Origin of the sequence: Leisingera sp. NJS201 (genome assembly GCF_004535885.1) — a bacterium.
In the GTDB taxonomy this organism is placed as follows: domain Bacteria; phylum Pseudomonadota; class Alphaproteobacteria; order Rhodobacterales; family Rhodobacteraceae; genus Leisingera.
The window spans coordinates 4,085,227-4,109,826 of sequence record NZ_CP038234.1 but is presented as its reverse complement, the minus strand read 5'-3'; the positions used below and the strand labels follow the sequence as shown (position 1 = coordinate 4,109,826).

Genomic DNA, 24,600 nt, shown 5'->3' with positions numbered 1-24,600 from the left:
AAATGCACCGGATTTTTTATTCAGCCGCCGCCTTGTTCTCATCCGTGCAGATAAATCCACCGGACTGGCGCGCCCAGAAAGCAGCATAAAGCCCCGCCTTGGCCAGCAGCTCTTCATGGCTGCCGCTTTCAGCGATCTGTCCTTTCTCCATCACAATAATCCGGTCCATCTCGCTAAGCGTCGACAGCCGGTGCGCGATCGCCAATACCGTCTTGCCCTCCATTACCCGGTGCAAGGCGGCCTGAATGGCGGCTTCAACCTCGGAATCCAGCGCCGAGGTTGCCTCGTCCAAAACCAAAATGGGCGCGTCCTTCAGGATAGCCCGGGCCAGAGCAATCCGCTGCCGCTGCCCGCCCGAAAGCTTCACGCCGCGCTCACCCAGAAAAGCGTCATAGCCTTTGTTGCCCTGCCCGTCTTCCAGCTCAGTGATGAATTCATGCGCCTCAGCTTTCTCCGCAGCGGCGATCAATTCTTCCTCCGGCGCATCCGGCCGCCCATACAAGATATTGTCCCTGGCAGAGCGGTTGAACATGGCGGTTTCCTGGGTGACCATACCGATCTGGCTGCGCAGCGAATTCTGGGTGACACCGGAAATGTCCTGTCCGTCAATCAGAATGCGCCCGTTTTCCCCATCATAGAGCCGAAGAAGAAGTGAAACGAGCGTCGACTTCCCTGCCCCGGAAGCACCGACAATACCCAGCTTCTCACCTGGGGTGATGGCCAGGCTTATGCCCTGCACCCCGCCCACGTCGCGGCCATAGGCGAATTCCACCTGTTCAAATTCGATGCCGCCTTTGCTGATAACCAGCGGCTTGGCATCGGATGTATCCTCAACTCTTTCGCGGGCCGAGAGGGTCTTCATTCCGTTTTCGATCTCACCAATGTTGGAATAGATCGCCATCAGCGTGAAGCTGACCCAGCCTGTCATCTGCGCAATCCGGATCGAGACTGCACCAGCGGCCACGATGTCCCCTTCGGTTGCGCTGCCCGCCTGCCAAAGAAACAGCGTCGCGCCAATCAGCAGCACTGGCAGGATACCCGCCAGGCACATCAAACAGAACCGGAAGCTGGCCGAGAGATAACCGAATTGCAGCGACTTTTCACGGTAGCTGACCATAGCATCCTGGGCAGTCCGCTCTTCGTGATCAGCATGCGCGAACAGCTTAACCGTCTTGATGTTGGTAATGGAATCCACAACCTGCCCGGTCACCATCGCCCGCGCCCCTGCCCGCGTGCCAGAGCGCTTGCGGATACGCGGCAGGAACCAATGGATCAGCCCGAAGTAGCCAACCAGCCAGACCAGAAACACGCCGGTAATGCGCCAATCAATAGAGCCTAACAAGGCCAATGACCCGGCGAGAGACGCCAATGCAAACGCAACAACACTGATCATCTCGGTGGTGACCGAGGTGACTGCCGTCGCCGTTTGCATCTGTTTCTGAGCAATCCGCCCGGCAAAATCATCGTCGAAGAACCGCACCGGCTGGCCCAGCGTCCAGCGGTTCAGCCGCGACAGCACCAGCGGGTTCACGTTAGGCTGGACAATTATTGCATTTGAGGCTGCAGACAATCCGAACAGCACCGGTCGCACAAACAGGAAAAATCCCAATGCCAGCGCGATCACCGCCGCATTGCCCGCCGAGAAGAACTGCTCAGGCCCGCTGGTTATTGCGGTGTCGATCACAATTCCCAGGATATAGGCCGTGCCCGCCTCCATCGCGCCGGCCAGCGCCGAGAATGCCGCCGCCAGCAGCAGCATTGGCCAGGCCCCGGTCAAGCACCAGTGCAGAAAAGCCCCCAGCCGCTGCGGCGGCGGGCCATCGGCCGGGCGAAAGGCGTCGATCAGATTGCCAATCTTCATTCTGCTGCCTCGATGTTCAAGAAGCCTCCGGACTGGCGCGCCCAGAGCTGTGCATAAAGTCCCTGTGCCTGCAAAAGCATCTCATGCGAACCTTCTTCAACAATACGGCCCTGATCCATCACAAGGATACGGTCCATCTGCGCGATGGTGGACAGCCTATGTGCGATGGCGATCACCGTTTTGCCTTGCATCATGCCGTAAAGCGTTTCCTGAATCGCCGCCTCGACTTCGGAATCCAGCGCCGAGGTGGCCTCGTCCAGGATCAGGATCGGCGCGTCCTTCAGGATCACCCGGGCCAGTGTCACGCGCTGGCGCTGGCCGCCCGACAATTTCACCCCGCGCTCACCCACATGGGCGTTATACCCCTTGCGGCCCTGGGGGTCTTCCAAATCCAGGATGAACTCATGCGCCTGCGCCTGTTTGGCGGCGGCAATCATCTGCTCTTCGGTGGCGTCCGGACGGCCATACAGCAGATTGTCCCGCACCGAACGGTGCATCAGCGCGCTATCCTGCTGCACCATACCGATGCGGCTGCGCAACGAGGCCTGCGTCACCGCGCGGATGTCCTGACCGTCGATCAGGATCTGGCCGCTTTCGGCATCATAAAACCGCAAAAGCAGCTTAACCAGTGTCGACTTGCCGGCACCAGAGCGACCAATCAGGCCGATCTTCTCGCCCGGCTGGATTGTCAGGCTGATCTTGTCGAGCCCGCCGGCCTCACGCCCGTAATGGTGCGAGAGGCTTCGCAGTTCGATCTCACCCTTGGTCAGCTGCAACGGATCCGCGTTGGCCGCATCCACCAGATCGATGGGGTGGGCTATGGTCTCCATCCCTTCAGCCACAACACCCAGCTGACGGAAGAACGAGGTCAATGCCCACATGATCCAGCCGGTCATCGCATTGAGCCGCAGGGTCAGCGCCGTGGCCGCCGCCACCAGGCCCACCGAGGCAGTCCCCTGCGACCACAGCATAATCGCCCAACCGACCACGCCAACAATCAGCAGCCCGTTCAGCGTGACCAGTGCGGCATCCATAACGGTGAAGATACGCATCTCTGCCTGGAAGGTTTTGCGGGTGTTCTCGATCGCATCACGGGCATATCTCAGCTCGTTGTCGTGATGCGCGAACATCTTGACCGAGTGAATGTTGGAGTAACTGTCAACGACCCGCCCCGTCACGGTAGAGCGCGCATCAGATGACGCCTGGCTGGCCGGGCCGACCCGCTTGACCGTCCACATCACCAACAGAGCGTAAAGCGCAAACCAGATCCCCAGCGGCAGCATCAGCCGCACGTCTGCCACCCAAAGCAGCACCGCAGCGCCTGCCAGATAGGCCAGCGAAAAGGTGATTGCGTCAAAGACTTGAAATACCACCTCCCCCGCGGCCGGCGGGGTTTGCATGATACGGTTGGCAATCCGGCCTGCAAAGTCGTTCTCGAACCAGCCCACCGATTGGCGCAGCACATGTTTATGCGCCCGCCAGCGGATCAGCGTGCCAAAGTTCGGCAGGATCGCATTGTTCAGCAGCACCACATCCAATAGCTGGATCAATGGCCGCAGCAACAGGATGAACAATGCAACCAGGATCAGCTCGGTTCCATGCGCCTCCCAAACCTGCTCGGGCCTGCCGGACATCAGGTCGACAATCCTGCCCATGTAGTAGATCAGCCCGACCTCGATCGCGGCAACAATGACCGACATCAGCGCGGTCAGGATAAAGACTGTTTTGAACGGCGTTGCGTAGTCGCGCAGGAACGGCCACAACCGCGTTGGCGGCGTGTTGGTCTCAGGGTGGGCGCAATAAGGGTCAATGAGGTTTTCAAAGAAGCGAAACATGCGGGTGCTCCAGGTGTTCGAGCATTGATTTGGAATACAGATGAGGACAGCGGGCCGCCCATGGCTCCCATGTCAAACGGGGCTAGGTCTCAGGCGTTAAGGAAACCAGATCCCAGAATACATCAGCATTCATCCGTCATGTGGTGGCTGCCCTATGCGTACGCAAGATATATTTTCTTGTCACCCCCAAAGGTTCTGACGCTGCTGACACCCTATGTCAGTGGAAGGAGTCCAGCAGCTGTTCCCGGCTGAGCAAGAAGCCCGAAGCAATCCAGTCCGCCTCCAGCTTCCGCAGCTTCGCTCCCAGTTCCGGGCCTTTGCAGTCCGGCAGCAGATCCCGGGCTTTCACCGGAAAAACAGCCTTTGCACCCTGCGCGATTTTGCTCTCCAAATCGGGTGAAACCGGTTGTTCCAGCAATGCAGACCGCAACAGCAGCGCATCCAGCGCCTGTTCCGCACCCAATCGGTAGCCCAACTCCCCTGCCCCGGCCGTGCCGGCCGCAGCTTCGCGGATCGCCTGCAGATGAGTGGTCTGCGCCTTGCTGAGCCGCAAGGCCTCCTGAAGGCCCTCCCCCCGAGCGCGGCAAGCCGCCGGATGCAGGATGCAGCTCGCCCGGCCTCAAGGTGAATCAGCGGCGCCAGGGCGCGGTCATCGGCGCCAGGCAAAATCTGTGCCAGAACACCAGCCTGCCGCATAGCCGCGGCCGAGGGCGCAGGATCAGGTGCCGCCAGAAGTTTCAGCATCTCAGCCCCGACACGTTCCTTGGACAGCGTGGCCAGACCCTCCAGACTGGCTGCAATCGCTGCCAGCGCATCCGGGTCAAACCCCAGCGCGTGATCGCCGTACCAAGCGTGAAAGCGAAAATAGCGCAAGGACCGCAAGTAGTCTTCGCGTATGCGGTTCTCTGCTGTGCCGATGAACCGGATACGGCGTTTTTGCAAATCTGCCATGCCGTCCAAAGGGTCGACAATCTCGCCATCGGGACGCGCATAAATCGCGTTCATAGTGAAATCGCGGCGGCGGGCATCCTCAGTGATATCTGTTGAAAATGCGACAATTGCCCGGCGGCCATCAGTCGCAACATCCCTGCGGAATGTAGTTATTTCATGCGGGATGCCGTTCTTGATCAGCGTCACTGTACCATGATCAATACCGGTGGGAACCACCTTGATCCCGGCTCGGCCTGCCAGCGCCATCACCTGGTCCGGAAGTGCATCGGTGGCGATGTCCATGTCGGAGACCGCCTCCCCCAGCAGCGCGTTTCGAACGCAGCCGCCGACAAACAATACCTGCGCTCCATCTGCATTGACCGCCTTGCAAACAGCCTGCGTCGCAGGATCCTTCAACCAGGATTGGTCAATCCGCATTACATCTCCATCCGTGCCGCAAAACCGCGCAGCATCCGCGCTGTGGCGCCCCATATGTAATAGGAGCCGTATGGAACGGTATAGTAGCGGCGGCGGGTGCCGCGCCAGCGGCGGGATTCAATGATGTAGTTTTTTGGGTCCAGCACATGGGTCAGCGGGACGGAAAAAACCTCGGCCACCTCCCCCGTTTCCGGACGCACGGTGAATTCCTCCTGGATCAGTGCCACAACTGGCGTCACCGAAAATCCGGTCACCGTCTCATGCTCCGGCAGGCAGCCGGCAATCTGCGGCAACTCCTGCGGCAGGCCGATTTCCTCCCAGGCTTCGCGCAATGCAGCGGCGCAGGCGTCCGTGTCGCCGGCATCCACCTTGCCGCCGGGAAAAGCGATCTGGCCCGGATGATGCTTCAGCGCCGAAGAACGTTTGGTCAAAATAAGCCGCGGTGTATTTCCGGCGACGGAAATGGGCACCAGCACCCCGGCCGGCCGCAGCTTGCGCCCTTCTGGCAGCACGGTACCGGGGTTGAGATCAAAGTCGGAAGAGCCGCCGCCCTGGTGTTTCAGCGCGGCGGAAATTCTGTTGGCGAGGTTTTGCGCGGCCTCACTCACCGGACGGGTTTTCCGCTTCAAACCCCACGCTTGCCGGGTCCAAATCGTAATGCGCGCTGCAGAACTGGCAATCCGCGGTGACCCGGCCATCTTCGTTTGTCATGGTGCCAATGTCCTTGGCCGAATAGATCGACAGGCTTTGGCGTACCCGCTCTTCGGAGCAGGTGCAGCCGAAACGGACGGCCTGAACATCAAAGACCCGCGGTTGTTCCTCGTGAAACAATCGGATCAACAGATCAGCCGGGGACACTGACGGTCCGATCAGCTCCAGTGCCTCCACGGTATCCAACAGCAATGTGGCCCGATTCCAGTTTTCTTCCTGATCACCGGACACCAGATCGCTGGCCTGCAGAACTTCACCCGATCCTTCGCTTTGCGCAGCAAAGGGCGACGCTTTGGGCATGCTCTGCAGCATGATGCCGCCCGCGCGCCAATGCTCGTCAACTCCAGGCTCGGATGATTTTCCAAAGCTCATCTTGAACATGGTCGGCAGCTGTTCGGATTGCGCGAAATAGGCCTCGGCACAAGCGCGCAGCGACCCGCCGGACAATGGGGTGATGCCCTGGTACGGCTTGGTGCCTTGGCCTTGGTCGATCATGATAGCAAAGTACCCTTCTCCGACCTGATCAAAAGGGTTGCTATCGGTAATCCGGTCGCGGTCGAAGCTTGCGTAGGCACGGATCCGGCCGATTTCGCCTTCTTTTTGCGGTGCGTAATAGTCGGTCGCGATCATCCTCACTGCGCCCTTGGACTGCACCTGCAACGACAGCTTCCAGCGCAGGGAAATCGTCTGCCCGATCAGTGCCGTCAACAGCGCCATCTCAGCGACCAGCGCCTCAACCACCGGCGGGTAATCATGCTGTTTCAGGATGCCATCCAGCACGCCGTCCAGCCGCGCAACGCGGCCGCGCATGTCCGATGCATCAAGCTGGAAGGGCAGGACGGTGTCGTCCCACGCGATTTTCGAACCAAGTGTCATGGGGTTTCCTTACGCGCCGGGGATTGGCATACCGGGGCTATATAGGAGAATTGATACTGGAGTGAAGGGGCCGGCCCGTGATCAGGCGATTTGGTAAGACACCGGAAAACGGCCAGCGTTACCGGATGCGTCCGGGCGCCTATGCTTTGCTGCCGCGGGGCGGCAAGCTGCTGATTACCTGCCAGTATGCGCCTCATCCGGACCTGCAGCTGCCAGGAGGCGGTATCGATCCAGGCGAGTCACCCATTCCCGCACTGCACAGAGAGGTTTATGAGGAAACCGGCTGGAAGATTGCCGCGCCGCACAAGATGGGTGTGTTCCGGCGCTTTGCCTATATGCCGGAGTATGATCTTTGGGCCGAAAAAATTTGCCATATTTACATTGCCCGCCCGTTGCGCCGGATCGGCCCGCCTGCAGAAGAAGGGCATGAAGCGCTGTGGGTCACCCCGCAGGAAGCCGCCCTCCGGCTTGGCAATGCCGGCGACCGGCATTTTGCAGCCCAACTGGCAGCCCGGTTGTAAGGGTTTGAGACGCCAACCACCGAAAAGACAACATCCCAGCCGAAGCCAGGACAACATCAGACAACCAACCTGACTGGTTTACGGACCCTGGTACTCAAACAATGTGGCCGAGACGTCATCCTCAAGCCCGTGTTCCTTGCTCATAACTTGCGTCAAATGCCAGTAAAGATCATCCAGAAATTCCTTACTGCTTTGCTCTGACCCGCATTTTCCAACCAGCTCCAGCAGACCCTCCGGCTCCAGCATGGACCCATCTTCCAGCCGCGCCTCTGTAAAGCCGTCAGAGAACAGCAGCAGGCGGTCGCCACGTTCCATGACAAATTCTTCCTGGCTGTAGCCGATATCGGGAACCAGTCCCACCGGCACACCACCCTTACCGATGAACTCCAGTTCACCGTTCTTGCGCAGCAACAGCGGATGCGGGTGGCCTGCTTGCACCATCTTAACAACACCGCTGCGCAAATCGGCGATACAATAGGCCATGGTGAAGTACTCTTCGATCCCGGTATCAGCGATCAGCCGTGCATTCAGCAGGCTGGCGACTTCCTCCGGCTGGCGCAGAGCGTAAAACCGGTTGAAGCGTTTCTCCATCCCGACATTCTGATCGAAGTAATTCGAAGACAGATAGCCGCCGAGACGCGCTGTCATCATCGCCGACGTGATGCCGTGACCGGACACGTCGATAGAATAAAAGCCGATTCGGTTCACGCCAGGAGAGAACATTCCCACCAGATCGCCGCCAATATGGCCGCAGGGCTTCAGCAGCAGACTGACAGTGGAGGATCCGAAATCCTTGGACAGTTCCGGCACCAGTGATTCCTGAATCTTGCGGGCTTGGATCAGGTCCTTGTCGATCGCATCATAAACCCGCTGCAACTCCCCAGAGTTTCGGACACGATACGGTTCTTCTCAGACAGTTCCCGCTGCATTCTCAGGATCCGCTCACCCGCAGAAATCCGCGCCCGCAGTTCATCCGAGCTGACCGGCTTGGTCAGGAAATCGTCGGCGCCTGCATCAAGCCCTTCTGCAACCTCGTTCTTTTCGCTCTTTGAGGTCAGCAGGATGAAATAAGCATACTCCTCGCTGGAGCGAGTACGGAACGCGCGGCAAAACTCCAGCCCGTTCATGCCCGGCATCATCCAGTCGCTGAGGATCAAGTCAGGAGTTTCTGTCTGGCAAACTTCCATCGCGGCCTCGCCGCTCTCAGCCTCGACGACCTCAAACCCCCATTTCTTGAGAGAAGCAACTAGAATGCGTCTTTGCAGGCGGCTGTCATCAACGACCAGCACACGGCGTATTGATCCGGCCACTGTGTGGTCCTCGTTGTCCATCGAACTTTCTGGCAGCACCGAAGGCACCTCACAAATGGCAAAATCAGACGATCTTGTGATACTATCGGTCCAGAAATTTAACAGGCGGTGAAACCTAAAATTTGAGCTTCCCTCTTTATTTCACTATATTTTTACTGCAATCAACTTAAGAAATTGCGCATGGCGACTGATCTTAGGGACATATGACATGATTGACTGGCCGCGAGTGACCGAGCTGCGCGAAGAAGTTGGCGCCGAGGATTTCGAGGAAGTTGTTGAAATTTTTCTCGAAGAGGTCGAGGAAGTTATCGGCAGGCTGCAAGGCGGTGATTGCAGTCAGCTGGAGCAGGACCTGCATTTCCTGAAAGGCAGCGCGCTGAACCTCGGGTTTGATGAATTTTCGGGTCTGTGCATGGACGGCGAGCGAAAGTCGGCACAAGGTGGCGCAGAAGATGTCGATGTCGCTGCCATCATCGCCAATTTCCAAGCGTCCAGATCTGCTTTCCTGACCGGGATGTCCGAAAAATTCTGACCAGGCTTCAGATGTCAGATCACAAACTGCACCAAGGTCTCGTCCTGGGTGATGTCCGTAAAGGTCATCCCGGCCGCATCAAGCCGTGCAAACAGTTGCTCGAAATTCTCCGGCCGCTTGGTTTCGATCCCGATCAGCACCGAACCGAAATTGCGGGCGGACTTCTTCATGTATTCAAAGCGGGCGATGTCGTCCTCCGGGCCTAAGATGCCAAGAAACTCCTTCAGCGCTCCAGGCCGCTGCGGCAGGCGCAAGATGAAGTACTTCTTAACTCCGGAATAGCGCTGCGCCCGTTCTTTGACCTCTGGCAGACGTTCAAAATCAAAGTTGCCGCCGGATGTGACGCAAACCACCGTCTTGCCGCGGATCCAGGAGCGCACATCCTGCAGCGCCTCGACCGACAGCGCGCCGGCCGGCTCCAGCACAATGCCTTCCACGTTCAGCATCTCGATAATGGTGGCGCAGATGCGGTCCTCGGAGATGGCCAGTACATCCGGCAGCGGCACCTCCTTTAGAATATCAAACGGCAGCGCGCCGATCCGCCCCACCGCAGCGCCATCGACAAAAGTGTCGACATGATCCAATGCAACCGGCTTGCCTGCGGCAAGCGCTGCCCGCAGACACGCACCGCCTTCAGGCTCAACAAACAGGCTATGCACCCCGTCACCAAACCAAGAGGAAACACCGGCCGACATGCCGCCGCCGCCAACCGGCAGCAGCACGTGATCCGGTGTTTTACCCAGCTGCGCTTCGATCTCCACGGCGATGGAGGCCTGGCCTTCTATCACATCGGCATCATCAAAGGGCGACAGGAAATGCCCGCCCTCCTTGGCACACCACTCCTGCGCAGCAGCCAGGCAAATGTCGAAATAGTCGCCAACCAGATGGATTTCGATATTGTCGCCGCCGAACATCCGGGTCTTCTGGATTTTCTGCTGCGGCGTTGTCACCGGCATGAAGATTACGCCGCGCTTGCCTAGATGACGGCACATGAAAGCAACGCCCTGCGCATGGTTGCCGGCCGAGGCACAAACATACAGCTCCTGATCCGGCTGCTTGCGCATCGCGTTCAGCGCACCGCGGATCTTGTAGGAGCGGACCGGGCTCAGATCCTCGCGCTTAAGATAGATATCCGCGCCGAAACGCTCGGACAGGTGCACATTGCGTTGAAGCGGCGTGGGCGGAAACACATCGCGCATCGCCGCCTCGGCCTTTTGGGCCTGGGTCTTGAAATCGCTCATGAGCCATTCAGTGGCGCAAGCCCGCCCCAAGGCAAGGGGCGGGCGCAAGGCATACCTAAGAATACTGGATTAGATCGGGCGACGCTCAATTGCGATGCCGTAAATGGTGGTCAAAATGCTGATGCCTGCCATCGTCCAAACCCATTGCAGAACACCAAGCATCACCAAGCCAACCACCGCACTGACCTGAAACAGAATGAGCAGGGCAGCAGCTGCCCCTAATAGGAAAAAGAATATCAGCAGTATCGCCGCCAGAAATACTGCTCCGGAGATTTCAGATGTGGCTTGCCAAGCGCTCCGTGCACCCAGAGCTTGGCCAAGGGCAGCTGCTGGCAATAGCGGCGACAACCGATAGAATCCCCACACAGCGACAGCAACGATACCAACAATACCGATGATGAAAATCGGCCCCGAAGCCCCGCTCAAAATTCCAACCAAACCGCCCGCGGTCCCACCGGCAATGGTCATCATCAAAGTTAGAAGAAGAAGAACAAAAAAATAAGACAGCATTCGGCGCCCATGGAAAGCAGGCACGAGACCGCCTTGTTCTTCGAGCAGGACAAACCGGTGCCAAGCGACTGCCACCCATAGACCCGCCATTCCAGTAAGGAATTGCAGCAGCAAGTTTTGGGATTGGCCTGCTGCTGGATCAAATGTCTCCCCGGCGAATGTGCCGCCGTCTCCCATAGCAAAGCCAATGGCCATCATTGCGATCAAGGGTGAGGAGATGCGAACTGCATCTTTCAAATTATGATTGAGCAAAAACAATGAATGCGAAAATATCTTCCAACCAGTCACGCCGCAATTCTCCTGGGCCAAATGTGATGTTTTCGGGCGCAACTTAGGGGGTGACTACAACAATGAGAACCCCGGTTAACCTTGCCCTTCCGGGCAAAACCCGCTACGCCGCTGGCGTTCTGACCTGAGAGGGAATTCCATGTCCGCGCCTAAGAAAGTTGTGCTCGCCTATTCCGGCGGCCTCGACACCTCGATCATCCTGAAATGGCTGCAGACCGAATACGGCTGCGAAGTTGTCACCTTCACCGCCGATCTCGGCCAGGGTGAGGAACTGGAGCCCGCCCGCAAAAAGGCAGAAATGCTGGGCATCAAGCCGGAAAACATCTTCATCGAGGATGTACGTGAGGAATTTGTCCGCGACTTCGTCTTCCCGATGTTCCGCGCCAATGCGGTTTACGAGGGGCTCTATTTGCTGGGCACCTCCATCGCCCGCCCGCTGATCTCCAAGCGCCTGGTTGAGATTGCTGAGGCCACTGGCGCCGACGCGGTTGCACACGGCGCCACCGGCAAGGGCAACGATCAGGTCCGCTTTGAGCTGGCAGCCTACGCATTGAACCCGGACATCAAGGTGATCGCACCCTGGCGTGAATGGGATCTGACCTCGCGTACCCGTCTGCTGGAATTTGCCGAAGCGAACCAGATTCCGGTGGCCAAGGACAAACGCGGCGAAGCCCCCTTCTCGGTTGACGCAAACCTGCTGCACACCTCCTCCGAAGGCAAGGTTCTGGAAGACCCGGCAGTAATGGCGCCTGACTATGTCTACCAGCGCACCGTTCACCCCGAGGACGCGCCGAATGAACCTGAGTTCATCGAGGTCGGTTTTGAAAAGGGCGATGCCGTCAGCATTAATGGTGAGACGCTGAGCCCGGCAGACCTGTTGACCAAACTGAACGAATTGGGCGGCAAGCATGGCTGCGGCCGTCTCGATCTGGTCGAAGGCCGTTTTGTCGGTATGAAATCCCGCGGCATTTATGAAACCCCTGGCGGAACCCTGCTGCTGGAAGCCCACCGCGGCATTGAATCGATCACCATGGACCGCGGCGCAATGCATCTCAAAGATGAGCTGATGCCGAAATACGCAGAGCTGATCTACAATGGCTTCTGGTATTCGCCCGAGCGCGAAATGCTGCAGGCTGCTATCGACAAGAGCCAGGAACATGTCACCGGAACCGTGCGCCTGAAGCTTTACAAAGGCTCCGCAGTCTGCGTGGGCCGCTGGTCGGATCACTCGCTCTACTCCGAAGCGCATGTGACTTTTGAGGAAGACGCCGGCGCCTATGACCAGACGGATGCTGCAGGTTTCATTCAGCTGAATGCCCTGCGCCTCAAGCTGCTGGCCGCCCGCGAGCGCCGGATCAAAAAGTGAGTGACTACGGCGGCATAGACGGCGATTTCGAGGACGATTTCGCGGAAGAACTGGAAATGTTCGTCGAAGCTCAGGACACCGTTTGGGCGGCTGTCCTGGCTGAACTCTCTGCAGGAAAAAAGACGAGCCACTGGATGTGGTTCGTCTTTCCCCAATTGGCCGAACTCGGCCAATCCCACATGGCGCAGCTTTACGGGATCGAGGACCAGGCCGAGGCCATCGCCTATCTGAACCACGAAAAACTGCGCAGCCGCCTGGTAGACACCAGCCGACTGGTGCTGCAGCATCAGGGTACCGATCCCGCGCAGATCCTCGGCAGTACCGACGCTAAGAAACTACGCTCTTCAATGACGTTGTTTGCGGCTGTCCCCGGTGCGCCGGCGGAATTCCGGCAGGTGCTTGATACCTTCTATGGCGGTCAGCCCTGTCCGCTTACCAAGGCAGCCCTTGCCGAAACGTAACCCGGCGCCCTCCCCCTTGGTCACTATTGCCCGGCTACCCTTGCGTGCCTAACCCTCACCGCAAGCAAGGGAGGAATATATGTCACTTCAGGACATCGCCGAGGACATCCGCACAGGTCTGGCAGGAAAGAGCTTTGACGGCACGCTGAAATTCGACTGCGGGAACGACGGCGTTATCGTGCTCGCCAATGGCGCTGCCTGCACCGAAGACTGTGACACCGACTGCACGCTGCAGCTTTCCAGAGAGAACCTGAAAAAGCTGCTCACCGGCAAGCTCAACCCGATGACAGCCGTAATGATGGGCAAAATCAAGATCTCCGGCGACATGGGTGTTGCCATGAAACTGGGCAAACTGATCGGCTGAGCCTCTTCTTCCGGCTGAAAACATCCTGGGGGTGAGCGCCGCATGCGCGAGGGGGCAACGCCCCCTTTTCCCCCTCAGATTTTAGCTGCCTTCATTTGCTCATATATTGGCAGCGCCGCCTGCAGCACGGGCTGCAGCTCCTCCGGCACCTCCGGCAGCGGGCCTTCCGGGCCAGCAAAGCCGGTTGAATTCCAGACCGCACCGTACCAATGCGCCGCCCACACGCCGTCGTCCTTATGCCCGCCCCTTGGCCAGGTCAGCATCTTCGGGGAAAACGGCATGCCAATCGTCTCGCACAATTGTTCCAGTTTGCCTGCCGGATCATCCCGAATGTCATGACTGTCAACAACAACCGGTGACTGTCCCCAGCTGCGCACCAGTTCGAGCAGCTCCGCCTGCTGGCGGAATCCAATGTCTTCCAAGCTGGGATTTTCCCGCTTCACAGCATATGAGGCGATCACACGGGCAGGATGACGGATCAAAAAGACATTTGCGACCTCTTGCATCCACTGCCGCGGAACGCCGGGGATCATGTGCTGCGTCATATGTTTTTGATAGTAGTGCGGCTTGGCGCCTGGAACCTGCCCCAGCAGCGCTTCTGCCACGGCATCCGGTTCCTGCGGCTGGCTGTCCAGAATTTCTGCCCGCATCGGGTGGCTCAGGCCGGTCATCGCCAGATAGGCGGCGTAAAACGGCTCATCCACCACTGCGCAATCACCTCGGTTGCCAAAGGCGTACATCAGCGCCGTCGACAGGTTCCGCGGCCCGGACCACATGGCAATCCGCATCATGCGCACTCCTTTTCGATGAGATCCTTATAGAGGCCACGAAGATTTTCGGTCATGGGTCCCATCTGACCGCTGCCGATCTGCCGCCCGTCGATGCTGCCCACCGGTGTCTGCGCCCCGAAAGTGCCAGTCAGAAAGGCTTCGTCGGCACCGTATGCATCCACCAGCGAATAGTTCCGCTCGTGAACCGGAATATCGTTGGCGCGGCACAAGTCGATCACTTTCTGCCGGGTAATGCCATTCATGCAATAATCTCCGGTCGAAGTCCAAACCTCCCCCTTGCGCACGATAAAGAAGTTGCAAGCATTTGTGGTGTTCACAAAGCCATTCACGTCCAGCATCAGCGCCTCATCCGCGCCGGCCTTCTCGGCAGCGATACAGGCGATGATACAATTCAGCTTGGAGTGGGAATTCAGTTTGGGGTCCTGCGTCATCGGCAGCCCGCGGATATGCGGCACTGTGGCCAGTTTTATCGGACGCGGCAAATTGGGGCGGGAATGCTCCATGATAATGGTAATCGTCGGACCTTGCTGCGACAGCGAAGGGTGCTGGAAAGGGCGTGTTTTTACCCCGCGTGTGACCATCAACCGGGTATGGGCATCAGTGGTCATTCCATTGGCCTTCTGTGTCTCTAACACAGCGGTTTTCACGCCCTCCCGGTCCAACCCGATGTCCAAGTCAATCGCCTTGGCAGCCTCAAACAGCCGGTCCAGATGTTCGTCAAAGAAGGCCCAGGTTCCATTGTACAGCCGCAGCCCTTCCCACACGCCGTCGCCCAGCATGAAACCGCTGTCATAGACACTCACCTTGGCCTCAGCCTTGGCGACAGTTTTGCCGTTCAGATAGATCAGGATTTCTTCGTTGCGCTGATCTTCTTCAGCCTGGTGAGTGCTCATCTTTTCAGTCATGGGATCCTCCTTTGCCGGCACGTTAGTAATATTGGATCCAATTTCCAAGCAGTAACTTGCTGTCACCTGTCCGTGAAATCCGTCGCTGCCGGGTTGAGGGACTGCGCATCCGCCGGCAGGGTAGCAACAAAGCTAACTGGAGGCCCAAGATGCGTTTTCTGGAAAAACTGAGACCTTTGACTTTGATGGGGCTAATTGCGATCGGCACGGTAGCTCATGCCAATCCGGTGCAGGCGCAAGCAACTGAAGATCTGACCGTGGCAGGGGGATGCTTCTGGTGTGTGGAAAGCGATTTTGAAAGCGTGCCCGGGGTGATCGAGGCCGTGTCGGGCTATACCGGCGGCAAGACCAAAAGCCCGACTTACAAAGACGTCAGCCGCGGCGGCAGCGGCCATTACGAAGCGGTAAGAATTACTTTTGATCCGGCGAAAGTCTCGCGCGGGCATTTGCTGGAATTGTTTATCCGCTCGGTTGATCCGACCGACGCAGGCGGCCAGTTCTGCGACCGCGGAGAGAGCTACCGCACGGCGGTATTTGTCTCTAACAAGGTGGAAAAGGCCCTGGCCAGGCGGGTTATTTCCAAAGCTCAGGATGCCTTGGGAATAACAATCGTGACGCCTGTCCTTTCAGCAAAGACCTTCTATGAAGCCGAAGACTATCATCAGGACTACTACAAGGGGGACAACTTGGTGTTCACCCGCTTTGGCCCCAAACGGCAGGCGGAGGCCTATAAGCGATACCGCCAGGCCTGCGGGCGCGATGAGCGGGTGGCGCAGCTGTGGGGCGATGCCGCGCCTTTTGCAAACGGGCATTGAAACGGGGCGCTGCCCCCTTGGCCTGACGGCCAATTCCCCCGGAGTATTTATGAACCAGAAAGAAGCAGGCTGCCGCAGACTAAAAACAGGCCGCCTGCACTTCTTTCAAATCAGGAATCACATCTGCCGTGCCATGCCGTGTGACCATCAGTGCCGCAGCCTGTGCGGCCTGCGACATTGCCTCGGACAACGGCAAACCCTGATCCAGACCTGAGAGGACATACCCGGTGAAAGTGTCCCCTGCCCCCGTGGTATCCACAGGCGTTACCGGAAGAGCGGGAACATCCAGAATCGCACCGGTTTCGCCGTTGATATGCCGGGCTCCTTTAGCACCAAGAGTGATAATCACGTCTTTGATGCCAAGCTCATCCGGCAACTTGCCAGAGGCCTCTTTCAGCTGTCCGGCTTCCACCTCGTTCAGGATCAAGAAGTCGAGAAGCGGAAGAACCGCTTGAACGGCGTCCGCGTCAAAAGGGGCGGCGGCGTAGCAGACCCGCATCCCGTGATCCCGGCCCGCACGGGCAGCTTCGGCTTGCATATTGGTTTCATTCTGCATCACCAGAATGTCGCCTGCATTTGCCCGCGAAAGCGCTTGTTCCAATTGGTCTTGGGTCAGCGCACGGTTGGCGCCTGGAAACAGGATAATCTGGTTTTCCCCCTCCGGCTCCACCGCAATGATGGCGTGGCCGGTTGGGATGTCCACCTGGGCTATATTGCGAATTCCGGCGCCATAAACCTTCAACCGCTCAGTTGCCCAAGCCCCGTCAGGTCCAACAGCGCCAATGTGATTAACCTCGCTGCCAGCGCGGACGGCGGCAACGGACATGTTAGCGCCTTTCCCGCCTAAAAAGCGGTCAAGGCGCCTAGCGGCAAGGGTTTCCCCCGCCGCCGGCAGATGCGGCAAGGCATAGACCATGTCCGCGTTGATTGATCCCAGGTTCCAGATCGCCATTCAGATCACCCGATGTTGCAGGCTGCCAGTACCGCCATGTTCAGAATGTCATTGGTGGTGGAGGTGGTCGAGCAGATCTGGATCGGTTTGTCGATGCCAGAGAGGATCGGGCCGATCACCGTGGCGCCGCCCATCTCCTGCATCAGCTTGACCGAAATCGAGGCTGAGTGGCGGGCCGGCACGATCAGGATGTTGGCCGGGCCGGTCAGACGCTGGAACGGGTAGTACCGCTGCGCCCGCTCGTTCAGTGCCACATCAACGGTCATCTCGCCTTCGTATTCGAAATCAACACCGCGTTTGTCCAATACAGCGGGTGCGACATGCATCTTTTCCGCACGTTCTGACACTGGGTAACCGAAAGTGGAGAAGCTGACAAAGGCCACCCGCGGTTCAAGTCCCATATGGCGGGCAACACCCACGGCACGTTCAGCGATGTTTGCCAGGTGGTTCTCATCCGGCCATTCATGCACCAGCGTGTCCCCGATCAGAACAATCCGGCCTTTGTGCAACAGTGCGGTCACACCAGCGGCTCCATGATCAGCATCGGCATCAAACACATGGTTGATCCGCTCAAGCACATGGGCCGATTTCCGGGTTGCGCCGGTGACCAGACCGTCGCCATGCCCATGCGCCAGCATCAGGCTGGCAAACACGTGCCGGTCACGTCCCACCAGCCGGTGAATATCCTTGTGATCAAAGCCTTTACGCTGCAAACGGCTGTACAAAAAGTCCTTGTACAAATCGAAATTCGGCGTGTTGGCAGCGTTGACAATTTCCAGCTCGCGCACGGCATCGCCAAGGCCGGCTTTTTCCAGTTTGGTGCGCACATCCTCCTGCCGGCCCACAACCAGCGATTTGCCAAAGCCCGAACGCTGGTACATCACCGCAGCGCGCAGCGCACGCGGGTCATCTCCTTCGGCAAAGATCATCCGGGACTGGGCGGACCGGGCACGGGCATTCAATCCGCGCAGGATAGAGGCGGTCGGATCCATGCGGGATTTCAATCCCACCTCATAGGCGTCCATGTCCACGATCGGACGGCGGGCGGCACCGGTGTCCATGCCAGCCCTGGCCACCGCCAGCGGGATCCGATGGATAAGCCGGGGATCAAAGGGCGTCGGAATGATATAGTCGCGGCCAAATGACAGCGACTTGCCATAGGCCAGCGCCACTTCATCCGGCACATCCTCACGTGCGAGTGCTGCAAGCGCGTGGGCACAGGCGATCTTCATCTCGTCGTTGATGGCGCGGGCGTGGATATCCAGCGCGCCGCGGAACAGGTAGGGGAAGCCCAGCACGTTGTTGACCTGGTTCGGGTAATCGGACCGGCCGGTGGCGACGATGGCATCGACGCGCACCTCATGCGCCTCTTCCGGAGTGATTTCCGGATCCGGGTTGGCCATCGCAAAAATCACCGGATTGTCGGCCATCGCGGCGACCATTTCCTGGGTTACCGCGCCCTTGACCGATACACCCAGGAAAACGTCGGCACCGCGCATGGCTTCTTCGAGCGTGCGTAGATCCGTGCTGATCGCATGGGCAGATTTCCACTGGTTCATGCCCTCGGTACGGCCCTGATAGATCACGCCTTTGGTGTCGCAGACGATGCAGTTCTCGTGCCGCGCGCCCATGGCTTTCAGCAGCTCGATACAGGCAATGCCGGCTGCCCCTGCGCCATTCAGGACGATCTTCACATCCTCAATCTTCTTGCCCGACAGATGCAACGCGTTGATCAGGCCGGCCGCGCAGATCACCGCAGTGCCGTGCTGATCGTCGTGGAACACGGGAATGTCCATCTCTTCCTTGAGCTTCTGCTCAATGATGAAACACTCCGGCGCCTTGATGTCTTCCAGGTTGATGCCGCCAAAGGTCGGCCCCATCAGCTTAACCGCTTCGATGAACTTGTCCGGATCCTCGGTGTCCAGTTCGATGTCGATCGAGTTCACGTCAGCGAAGCGTTTGAACAGGACAGATTTGCCCTCCATCACCGGCTTAGAGCCCAAAGCCCCCAGATTGCCCAGACCCAGCACCGCCGTGCCGTTGGAAATCACCGCAACCAAGTTGCCCTTGTTGGTGTAATCATAAGCAGTTTCAGGGTTTTCCGCGATTGCCTCGCAAGGCACCGCAACACCTGGAGAGTACGCCAAAGACAAATCCCGCTGCGTTGTCATCGGGACGGTGGCATTGATCTCCCATTTGCCTGGAGACGGCTCCAGGTGAAACGCTAGGGCTTCTTCGTCGGTGATCTTTGTCTTGGGCATTTTTTCTCGTGTCCTCTCCTCGTCGCGGTCCGTCTTAGCCCAGCCAACCGCGCCCCTCAATCCGGGCTTTCAAGAATCTGTATAGCCAGAATTGAGATAAATGCGACTAAAGGACGATGCATAGCGCCAAGTTTTCACCTTAAAGTAGACGCCCGGCTGCTGTAATTTATTAATAGGTATTAACACGCATCTGTAAGCCAGGTGGCGCTGCGCGCTCGAACTTATGAGCCTGAGAAGCACGTGTCAGAATGACATTTGTCCGCCCGGAACACGGGCCTAGGATCAAAGGAATAATGAGGAATGATAAGTTTCCAAAACAATTCCGGCGCGATGGTTGCCTTGCAGACATTGGGTGGCGTCAATAGCCAGCTCGACACCGTGCAAGACAGCATATCCACCGGCAAAGAAGTCAACACGGCACAGGATAACGCCGCCCTTTGGGCTATTTCCGAGCTGATGGATTCTGATATTTCGGGATTGCGTTCTGTCTCAGACACGTTGTCGCTGGGTGAAGCCACCGTGGCAGTTGCTTCCGCCGGAGCGGAACAGATCACTGACACTTTAACAGAAATGCGGTCACTGGCTGTTATGGCGGCAAGCGGGATGGGGGATTTCAGCAAATTCGAAGCGGCCCTGTCACAAAAGACGGAGCAGATCAATTCGATCATCTCATCCTCCAGTTTCAATGGTGTGAACCTGCTGAAAACCGATGTGGACGGCAATGGCGGCACAGCGCTGACTGTCCCCTCTGCACTATCCGCAACCGGAGGCGTGACCACGATCAGCGTAAATGGCGCCGACTTCGAAGGCAGCCCGCAGTTTGACATTGGCAACCGGACTGCCATCACCGACAGCGCCAGCGCGCTGACCGCCCTAGAAGAAATCGAAGGGTTCCTGGCTTACGCAATCGACAGTTCCGCTGCTCTTGGCGCTAGCGCCGGCGGCATTGCCGAACAGAACCAGTATGTCGGCAAGCTGTCGGATTCGATCACCCAAGGGGTCAGCTCGATGATCGACACCAGCATGGAGGAAGCGGCGACAAAACTTCTGGCGCTGCAAGCGCAGCAACAGCTGAGCACTCTGTCGCTCTCCATCGTCAACACGATGCCGGACACGCTGCGCAACCTTTACTAACAGCAGACTGCCGCCGGAGTTCCTGGCGGCAGTCACATCCGGGTTTTCCTCGGACCGCCCCCAATGTACACGTTTTACAACGACGACCCGGGGGAATTTTCATGACCGTTACGCCCATGATGGCGCAGTATCTCGAGATCAAAGCAGCGCATGCGGATGCGTTGCTTTTTTACCGGATGGGCGACTTTTACGAGATGTTCTTTGAGGACGCAGTCAACGCCGCTGAAGCCCTGGACATTGCGCTGACCAAACGCGGCAAGCACAATGGCGAGGACATTCCGATGTGCGGCGTGCCCGTCCATGCCGCCGAGGGCTATCTGCTGACGCTGATCCGCAAGGGCTTTCGCGTTGCCGTGGGCGAGCAGCTGGAAAGCCCGGCCGAGGCTAAAAAGCGCGGTTCCAAATCGGTGGTGAAGCGGGATGTGGTGCGGCTTGTGACCCCGGGCACTCTCACCGAAGAGTCTCTGCTAGAAGCGCGCCGCCACAATTTTCTGGTTTCTTACTCTGAACTGCGGGATGAGGCGGCGCTGGCTTGGGCGGACATCTCCACCGGAGCGTTCCACGTGATGCCGGTCGCGCGGGTCCGCTTGTCACCCGAGCTCGCCCGTCTGGCGCCATCAGAGCTGATCGTTGCTGATGGTCCGGCCTATGACGCTGCCCTCCCTCTGGCTGAAGAATACAAGATCCCGCTCACTCCGCTGGGCAAGGCGAGCTTTGACAGCACCGCGGCAGAAAAACGCATCTGCTCTCTGTTCAACGTCAGCGCATTGGATGGATTCGGTACTTTCACCCGGGCTGAGGTCTCAGCCATGGGCGCGCTGATCGATTATTTGGAGATCACCCAAAAAGGCAAACTGCCGCTGCTGCAGCCGCCGCAGCAGGAAGCGCAGGATCGGGTGGTCCAGATCGACGCCGCCACCCGTCGCAACTTGGAGTTGACCCGTTCGCTGTCCGGCGGCCGCGCCGGCTCGCTGCTGGCAGTTGTTGACCGCACTGTCACACCCGGCGGCGCCCGCTTGCTGGAACAACGGCTGTCCAGCCCCTCCCGTAATCTCGATGTGATCCACCAGCGCCTTGCTGCATTGGACTTCACTGTTGACCAAGCACAGACCGCCGAAGACCTGCGCGCGGCTTTGCGCAAAACACCGGACCTCGATCGGGCGCTCTCCCGTCTGGCGCTGGAGCGCGGCGGCCCGCGCGATCTGGCTGCCATCCGCAACGGGCTGTCGCAGGCCGAAGCAATTGCCGGATTCTGCGCCGGGCTGGAACTGCCTGCGCTGATGGCCGGGGCCATATCGGATCTGCAAGGGTTCGACGATTTGCTGTCTCTCCTCGATCCGGCCCTGGTTGCCGAACCGCCGCTTATGGCACGGGACGGCGGTTACATCGCAACCGGTTACGATCCGGAACTGGACGAAGCCCGCATTCTGCGCGACGAAGGCCGCTCGGTGATTGCTTCGATGCAGCAGCAATACGCCCAGCACACCGGCGTCACCTCACTGAAGATCAAGCATAACAACGTGCTGGGCTATTTCATCGAAACCACCGCAACCCACGCGGATAAGATGATGTCGCCACCTCTCAATGAGACCTACATTCACCGCCAGACAACAGCAAATCAGGTCCGTTTCACCACGGTGGAGCTAAGCGAGATCGAAACCCGCATCCTGAATGCCGGAAACCTGGCACTGGAGATTGAAAAAAGGCTCTATGCGGGGCTTTCCGGGGCAATCCTGGAGTCCGCCGCCCGTCTTAACACCGCCGCCCGCGGGCTGGCCGAGCTGGATCTTCTGGCCGGGTTGGCCGATCTGGCACGCGGCGAAAACTGGACCCGTCCGAAGGTTGATGGAAGCCGTGCGTTCCACGTGGAGGGCGGTCGCCACCCTGTGGTGGAACAAGCGCTGCGCCAGCAGGGCGGCGAAACTTTTGTGGCCAATGACTGCGATCTGTCAGCCCAGGATGGTGCCGCGGTTTGGCTGCTTACCGGTCCGAACATGGCCGGCAAGTCGACCTTCCTGCGCCAGAACGCTCTGATAGCTTTGCTTGCCCAAATGGGCAGTTACGTTCCCGCGGAAAGTGCCCATATCGGCGTCGTTAGCCAGCTTTTCAGCCGGGTCGGTGCTTCGGACGACCTCGCGCGCGGCCGCTCCACCTTCATGGTGGAAATGGTGGAAACTGCAGCCATTCTAAATCAGGCCGACGACCGTGCCCTGGTGATCCTGGATGAGATCGGCCGTGGCACTGCCACCTATGATGGCCTCTCCATCGCCTGGGCCACGCTGGAACACCTGCATGAGGTTAACCGCTCGCGCGCGCTTTTTGCGACCCATTACCACGAGCTGACCCAGCTTGCCGCCAAATTGGAAGGCGTCGACAACGCCACAGTAGCGGTCAAAGAATGGGAAGGCGAAGTGATCTTTCTGCATGAAGTGCACAAAGGCGCCGCTGACCGGTCCTATGGTGTCCAGGTTGCGCAGCTGGCCGGCCTCCCGGCATCAGTAGTTGCGCGTGCGCGGGATGTACTCGGCATGCTGGAGCAAAGCAGCCGCGAAGGCGGAACGAAGGTCCAAATCGACGACCTCCCCCTCTTCGCAGCAGCCCCGCCACCGCAACCCACGGCGCCGGCAGGGCCCTCTCCGGCCGAAGAACTCCTCGCCGGTATACAGCCGGACGACCTCTCCCCGCGAGAAGCACTGGAAATGATTTACAAACTAAAAGAAGCTGCAATCTAAAAAGGAAAGGCGAATCCAAACGGACCCGCCTTTTCATCTTTCCGAAAATACTCTCGCCGAAGGCACAGGCCCGTCAGGGTCTGTTCACATCAGCCGGCCGGCGTGGACGACACACCAACCTGCGCGGCCCGCAGCAGGCGGTCGTGCAGCATAAAGCCTTCGGCGGACACCTGGATGATGTCACCTGCCTTGGTGCCCGGCACCGGCGCTTCGAACATCGCCTCATGCACCTGCGGATCAAACTTGTCGCCAACTTCTGGCGACACAACCCGGATGCCGTGCTTTTCAAACACACCCAGCAGCGACCGCATGGTCAGTTCCACACCTTCGATCAGCGCCGCCGCAACTTCGCGCTGCTCATCGGTCGCCGCTTCGATCGCGCGCTTCATGTTGTCGTAAACCGGCAGCATGTCACGGGCCAGTTTCGAACCACCGTAATTCTCCGCTTCCCGGCGTGCCTTGTCACCGCGTTTGCGGGCGTTCTCGGCATCCGCCAGCGCCCGCATGAACCGGTCCTTCAGCTCATCCCGTTCCGCCCGGAGTGCATCGATTTCCAACGAGGCATCATCAAATTCCTCGGTCTGCCCCGCCAGCTCTTCTGCCTCGGCGGCAGCGATATCATCCAGAAAGTCTTCGTCCTTGAGCTCTGCCATGTTTCACCTCTAACTCCGGTCCGACAACAGTTTGCCGACCAGTTGTGCCGTATAGTCTACAATCGGCACAATCCGTCCGTAATTCAGGCGCGTCGGGCCAATCACCCCCACCGCACCGATGATCTTTCGATCCGCGTTCATATAGGGAGACACCACCAAAGAGGAACCCGAAAGTGAGAAAAGTTTGTTCTCCGAACCGATAAAAATGCGCACGCCATCGCCGTCTTCGGTCAGTTCCAGAAATTCGGCGATATCACGCTTGCGCTCTAAATCGTCAAACAAGGTCCGTATCCGCTCCAGCTCCTCCGCCGCACCGGTTTCCGCCAGAAGATTCGCCCGCCCGCGTACAATAAGTCGGGCCTGATCACTGTCGTCATCCTCCCAGACGGCCAACCCGCTTTCGATCATCGCATGTGCCAGACTATCGATTTCCTGCCGCCGTGCCGAGATCTCTTTTTGGATCTCCCGCTGCACCTCGCTCAGCGTGCGCCCTTCAATCAGCGCATTAAGAAAATTCGCAGCCTCCCGCATCGAACTGGGCGTCTGTCCCGGCGGCGGCTTAAACAGGCGGTTTTCTACATGGCCATCCGAGAACACCAGCACCACCAGCGCCCGGTCGTGCGCCAATGAGACAAATTCAATATGCCGGATCTCCGCCTCATGTTTGGGCGTCAGCACCAACGAAGCACCTTGCGTCACACCGGACAGCGCCGCGCCGACCCGGTCCAGCATGCCCCCCACATCGCCGGCATTTTTGCCCAGCGTCGCGTCGATCTTCTGGCGGTCGTTTGCGTTCAGGTCGCCAACCTCCAGCAACCCATCGACAAACATCCGCAAGCCCATCTGGGTGGGCACCCTGCCAGCGCTAATATGCGGGCTATCCAGAAGGCCAAGGAATTCCAGATCCTGCATAACGTTGCGAACCGTGGCCGCACTTACCTTTTCGCTCAGTGAACGTGTCAGCGTGCGGCTCCCAACCGGATCGCCGCTCTCCAAATAGCTTTCAACCACCGTCCGGAAGACTTCCCGCGAACGGTCATTCAGATCTTGCAGAATATTGTTCGCGTCGCTCATCGATGTTCCAGCGTTTCTTGCGGATTCAACATAAGAACC

20 protein-coding genes and 2 pseudogenes are annotated in these 24,600 nt (G+C 58.6%); 8 read left to right on the top strand and 14 right to left on the bottom strand.

Going from position 1 to position 24,600, the window contains the following annotated elements; genetic code table 11:
- Positions 1-16: 16 nt before the first annotated feature.
- From ETW23_RS20335 to ETW23_RS20315, 5 genes and pseudogenes are all read right to left on the bottom strand, one after another.
- Positions 17-1,861 (bottom strand): ABC transporter ATP-binding protein, encoded by a 1,845-nt coding sequence (locus ETW23_RS20335; RefSeq protein ID WP_134831082.1) that lies wholly within the window; start codon positions 1,859-1,861, stop codon positions 17-19.
- Positions 1,858-3,696, bottom strand: a complete 1,839-nt coding sequence (locus ETW23_RS20330; RefSeq protein WP_134831081.1) for an ABC transporter ATP-binding protein — start codon at positions 3,694-3,696, stop codon at positions 1,858-1,860. Before ETW23_RS20330 ends, ETW23_RS20335 begins: the two co-directional genes overlap by 4 nt.
- Positions 3,697-3,913: 217 nt before the next feature.
- Positions 3,914-5,064 (bottom strand): annotated as a pseudogene (locus ETW23_RS20325) (CCA tRNA nucleotidyltransferase).
- On the bottom strand, positions 5,064-5,672 hold the full coding sequence (locus ETW23_RS20320; protein WP_254695090.1) for a CoA pyrophosphatase: 609 nt from the start codon (positions 5,670-5,672) through the stop codon (positions 5,064-5,066). Before ETW23_RS20320 ends, ETW23_RS20325 begins: the two are co-directional and overlap by 1 nt.
- Positions 5,665-6,651, bottom strand: a complete 987-nt coding sequence (locus tag ETW23_RS20315) for an Hsp33 family molecular chaperone HslO (RefSeq protein WP_134831079.1) — start codon at positions 6,649-6,651, stop codon at positions 5,665-5,667. Before ETW23_RS20315 ends, ETW23_RS20320 begins: the two co-directional genes overlap by 8 nt.
- 77 nt (positions 6,652-6,728) lie before the next feature.
- Between ETW23_RS20315 and ETW23_RS20310 the strand changes: the two genes are divergently transcribed.
- Positions 6,729-7,172 carry an NUDIX hydrolase gene (locus ETW23_RS20310; RefSeq protein ID WP_134831078.1) on the top strand — a complete coding sequence of 148 codons (444 nt, stop codon included), beginning with the start codon at positions 6,729-6,731 and terminating at the stop codon, positions 7,170-7,172.
- A 78-nt stretch (positions 7,173-7,250) separates the two neighbouring features.
- Here ETW23_RS20310 and ETW23_RS20305 read toward each other — a convergent pair.
- Positions 7,251-8,503, bottom strand: a pseudogene (locus tag ETW23_RS20305) (PP2C family protein-serine/threonine phosphatase).
- Positions 8,504-8,690: 187 nt separating this feature from the next.
- On the opposite strand from ETW23_RS20305, the gene ETW23_RS20300 reads away from it, so the two are divergent.
- A complete protein-coding gene (locus ETW23_RS20300) occupies positions 8,691-9,014 on the top strand; it encodes an Hpt domain-containing protein (RefSeq protein ID WP_134831077.1) in 324 nt (107 codons plus the stop codon).
- Between the two features lie 14 nt (positions 9,015-9,028).
- Here ETW23_RS20300 and ilvA read toward each other — a convergent pair whose 3' ends face one another.
- On the bottom strand, positions 9,029-10,255 hold the full coding sequence (gene ilvA / locus ETW23_RS20295) for a threonine ammonia-lyase IlvA (protein WP_134831076.1): 1,227 nt from the start codon (positions 10,253-10,255) through the stop codon (positions 9,029-9,031).
- A 69-nt stretch (positions 10,256-10,324) separates the two neighbouring features.
- Complete coding sequence (locus tag ETW23_RS20290) at positions 10,325-11,053, bottom strand: hypothetical protein (RefSeq protein ID WP_134831075.1); 729 nt, start codon at positions 11,051-11,053, stop codon at positions 10,325-10,327.
- Positions 11,054-11,192: 139 nt separating this feature from the next.
- Between ETW23_RS20290 and ETW23_RS20285 the strand changes: the two genes are divergently transcribed.
- From ETW23_RS20285 to ETW23_RS20275, 3 genes are all read left to right on the top strand, one after another.
- Complete coding sequence (locus ETW23_RS20285; protein ID WP_134831074.1) at positions 11,193-12,419, top strand: argininosuccinate synthase; 1,227 nt, start codon at positions 11,193-11,195, stop codon at positions 12,417-12,419.
- Positions 12,416-12,880: a DUF1810 domain-containing protein gene (locus ETW23_RS20280; protein ID WP_129372645.1), complete on the top strand. Its 465-nt coding sequence runs from the start codon at positions 12,416-12,418 to the stop codon at positions 12,878-12,880. Before ETW23_RS20285 ends, ETW23_RS20280 begins: the two co-directional genes overlap by 4 nt.
- Positions 12,881-12,959: 79 nt before the next feature.
- Entirely contained in the window at positions 12,960-13,244 is a 285-nt protein-coding gene (locus tag ETW23_RS20275) for an SCP2 sterol-binding domain-containing protein (protein WP_129372646.1), read from the top strand.
- Between the two features lie 74 nt (positions 13,245-13,318).
- Here the strand turns inward: ETW23_RS20275 and ETW23_RS20270 are convergent, their stop codons facing one another.
- Positions 13,319-14,032, bottom strand: coding sequence for an HAD family hydrolase (locus ETW23_RS20270; protein WP_134831369.1), 714 nt, complete (start codon positions 14,030-14,032; stop codon positions 13,319-13,321).
- On the bottom strand, positions 14,032-14,940 hold the full coding sequence (locus ETW23_RS20265) for a D-amino acid aminotransferase (protein ID WP_134831073.1): 909 nt from the start codon (positions 14,938-14,940) through the stop codon (positions 14,032-14,034). Before ETW23_RS20265 ends, ETW23_RS20270 begins: the two co-directional genes overlap by 1 nt.
- A gap of 185 nt (positions 14,941-15,125) precedes the next feature.
- On the opposite strand from ETW23_RS20265, the gene msrA reads away from it, so the two are divergent.
- The gene (gene msrA, locus ETW23_RS20260) at positions 15,126-15,755 is read left to right on the top strand and encodes a peptide-methionine (S)-S-oxide reductase MsrA (RefSeq protein ID WP_247676689.1); all 630 of its coding nucleotides are present in this window, start codon (positions 15,126-15,128) and stop codon (positions 15,753-15,755) included.
- A 79-nt stretch (positions 15,756-15,834) separates the two neighbouring features.
- On the opposite strand, the gene ETW23_RS20255 is transcribed toward msrA, so the two are convergent.
- Positions 15,835-16,707, bottom strand: coding sequence for a ribokinase (locus ETW23_RS20255; RefSeq protein ID WP_134831071.1), 873 nt, complete (start codon positions 16,705-16,707; stop codon positions 15,835-15,837).
- A 5-nt stretch (positions 16,708-16,712) separates the two neighbouring features.
- On the bottom strand, positions 16,713-18,968 hold the full coding sequence (locus ETW23_RS20250) for an NADP-dependent malic enzyme (protein WP_129372650.1): 2,256 nt from the start codon (positions 18,966-18,968) through the stop codon (positions 16,713-16,715).
- Between the two features lie 300 nt (positions 18,969-19,268).
- Between ETW23_RS20250 and ETW23_RS20245 the strand changes: the two genes are divergently transcribed.
- Positions 19,269-20,102, top strand: a complete 834-nt coding sequence (locus ETW23_RS20245; protein ID WP_134831070.1) for a flagellin — start codon at positions 19,269-19,271, stop codon at positions 20,100-20,102.
- 101 nt (positions 20,103-20,203) lie between these two features.
- Entirely contained in the window at positions 20,204-22,834 is a 2,631-nt protein-coding gene (mutS, locus tag ETW23_RS20240) for a DNA mismatch repair protein MutS (protein WP_134831069.1), read from the top strand.
- An 89-nt stretch (positions 22,835-22,923) separates the two neighbouring features.
- On the opposite strand, the gene ETW23_RS20235 is transcribed toward mutS, so the two are convergent.
- Entirely contained in the window at positions 22,924-23,487 is a 564-nt protein-coding gene (locus tag ETW23_RS20235) for a nucleotide exchange factor GrpE (protein WP_027256989.1), read from the bottom strand.
- A gap of 9 nt (positions 23,488-23,496) precedes the next feature.
- Positions 23,497-24,561 carry a heat-inducible transcriptional repressor HrcA gene (hrcA, locus tag ETW23_RS20230; protein WP_129372653.1) on the bottom strand — a complete coding sequence of 355 codons (1,065 nt, stop codon included), beginning with the start codon at positions 24,559-24,561 and terminating at the stop codon, positions 23,497-23,499.
- Positions 24,562-24,600: the final 39 nt, after the last annotated feature.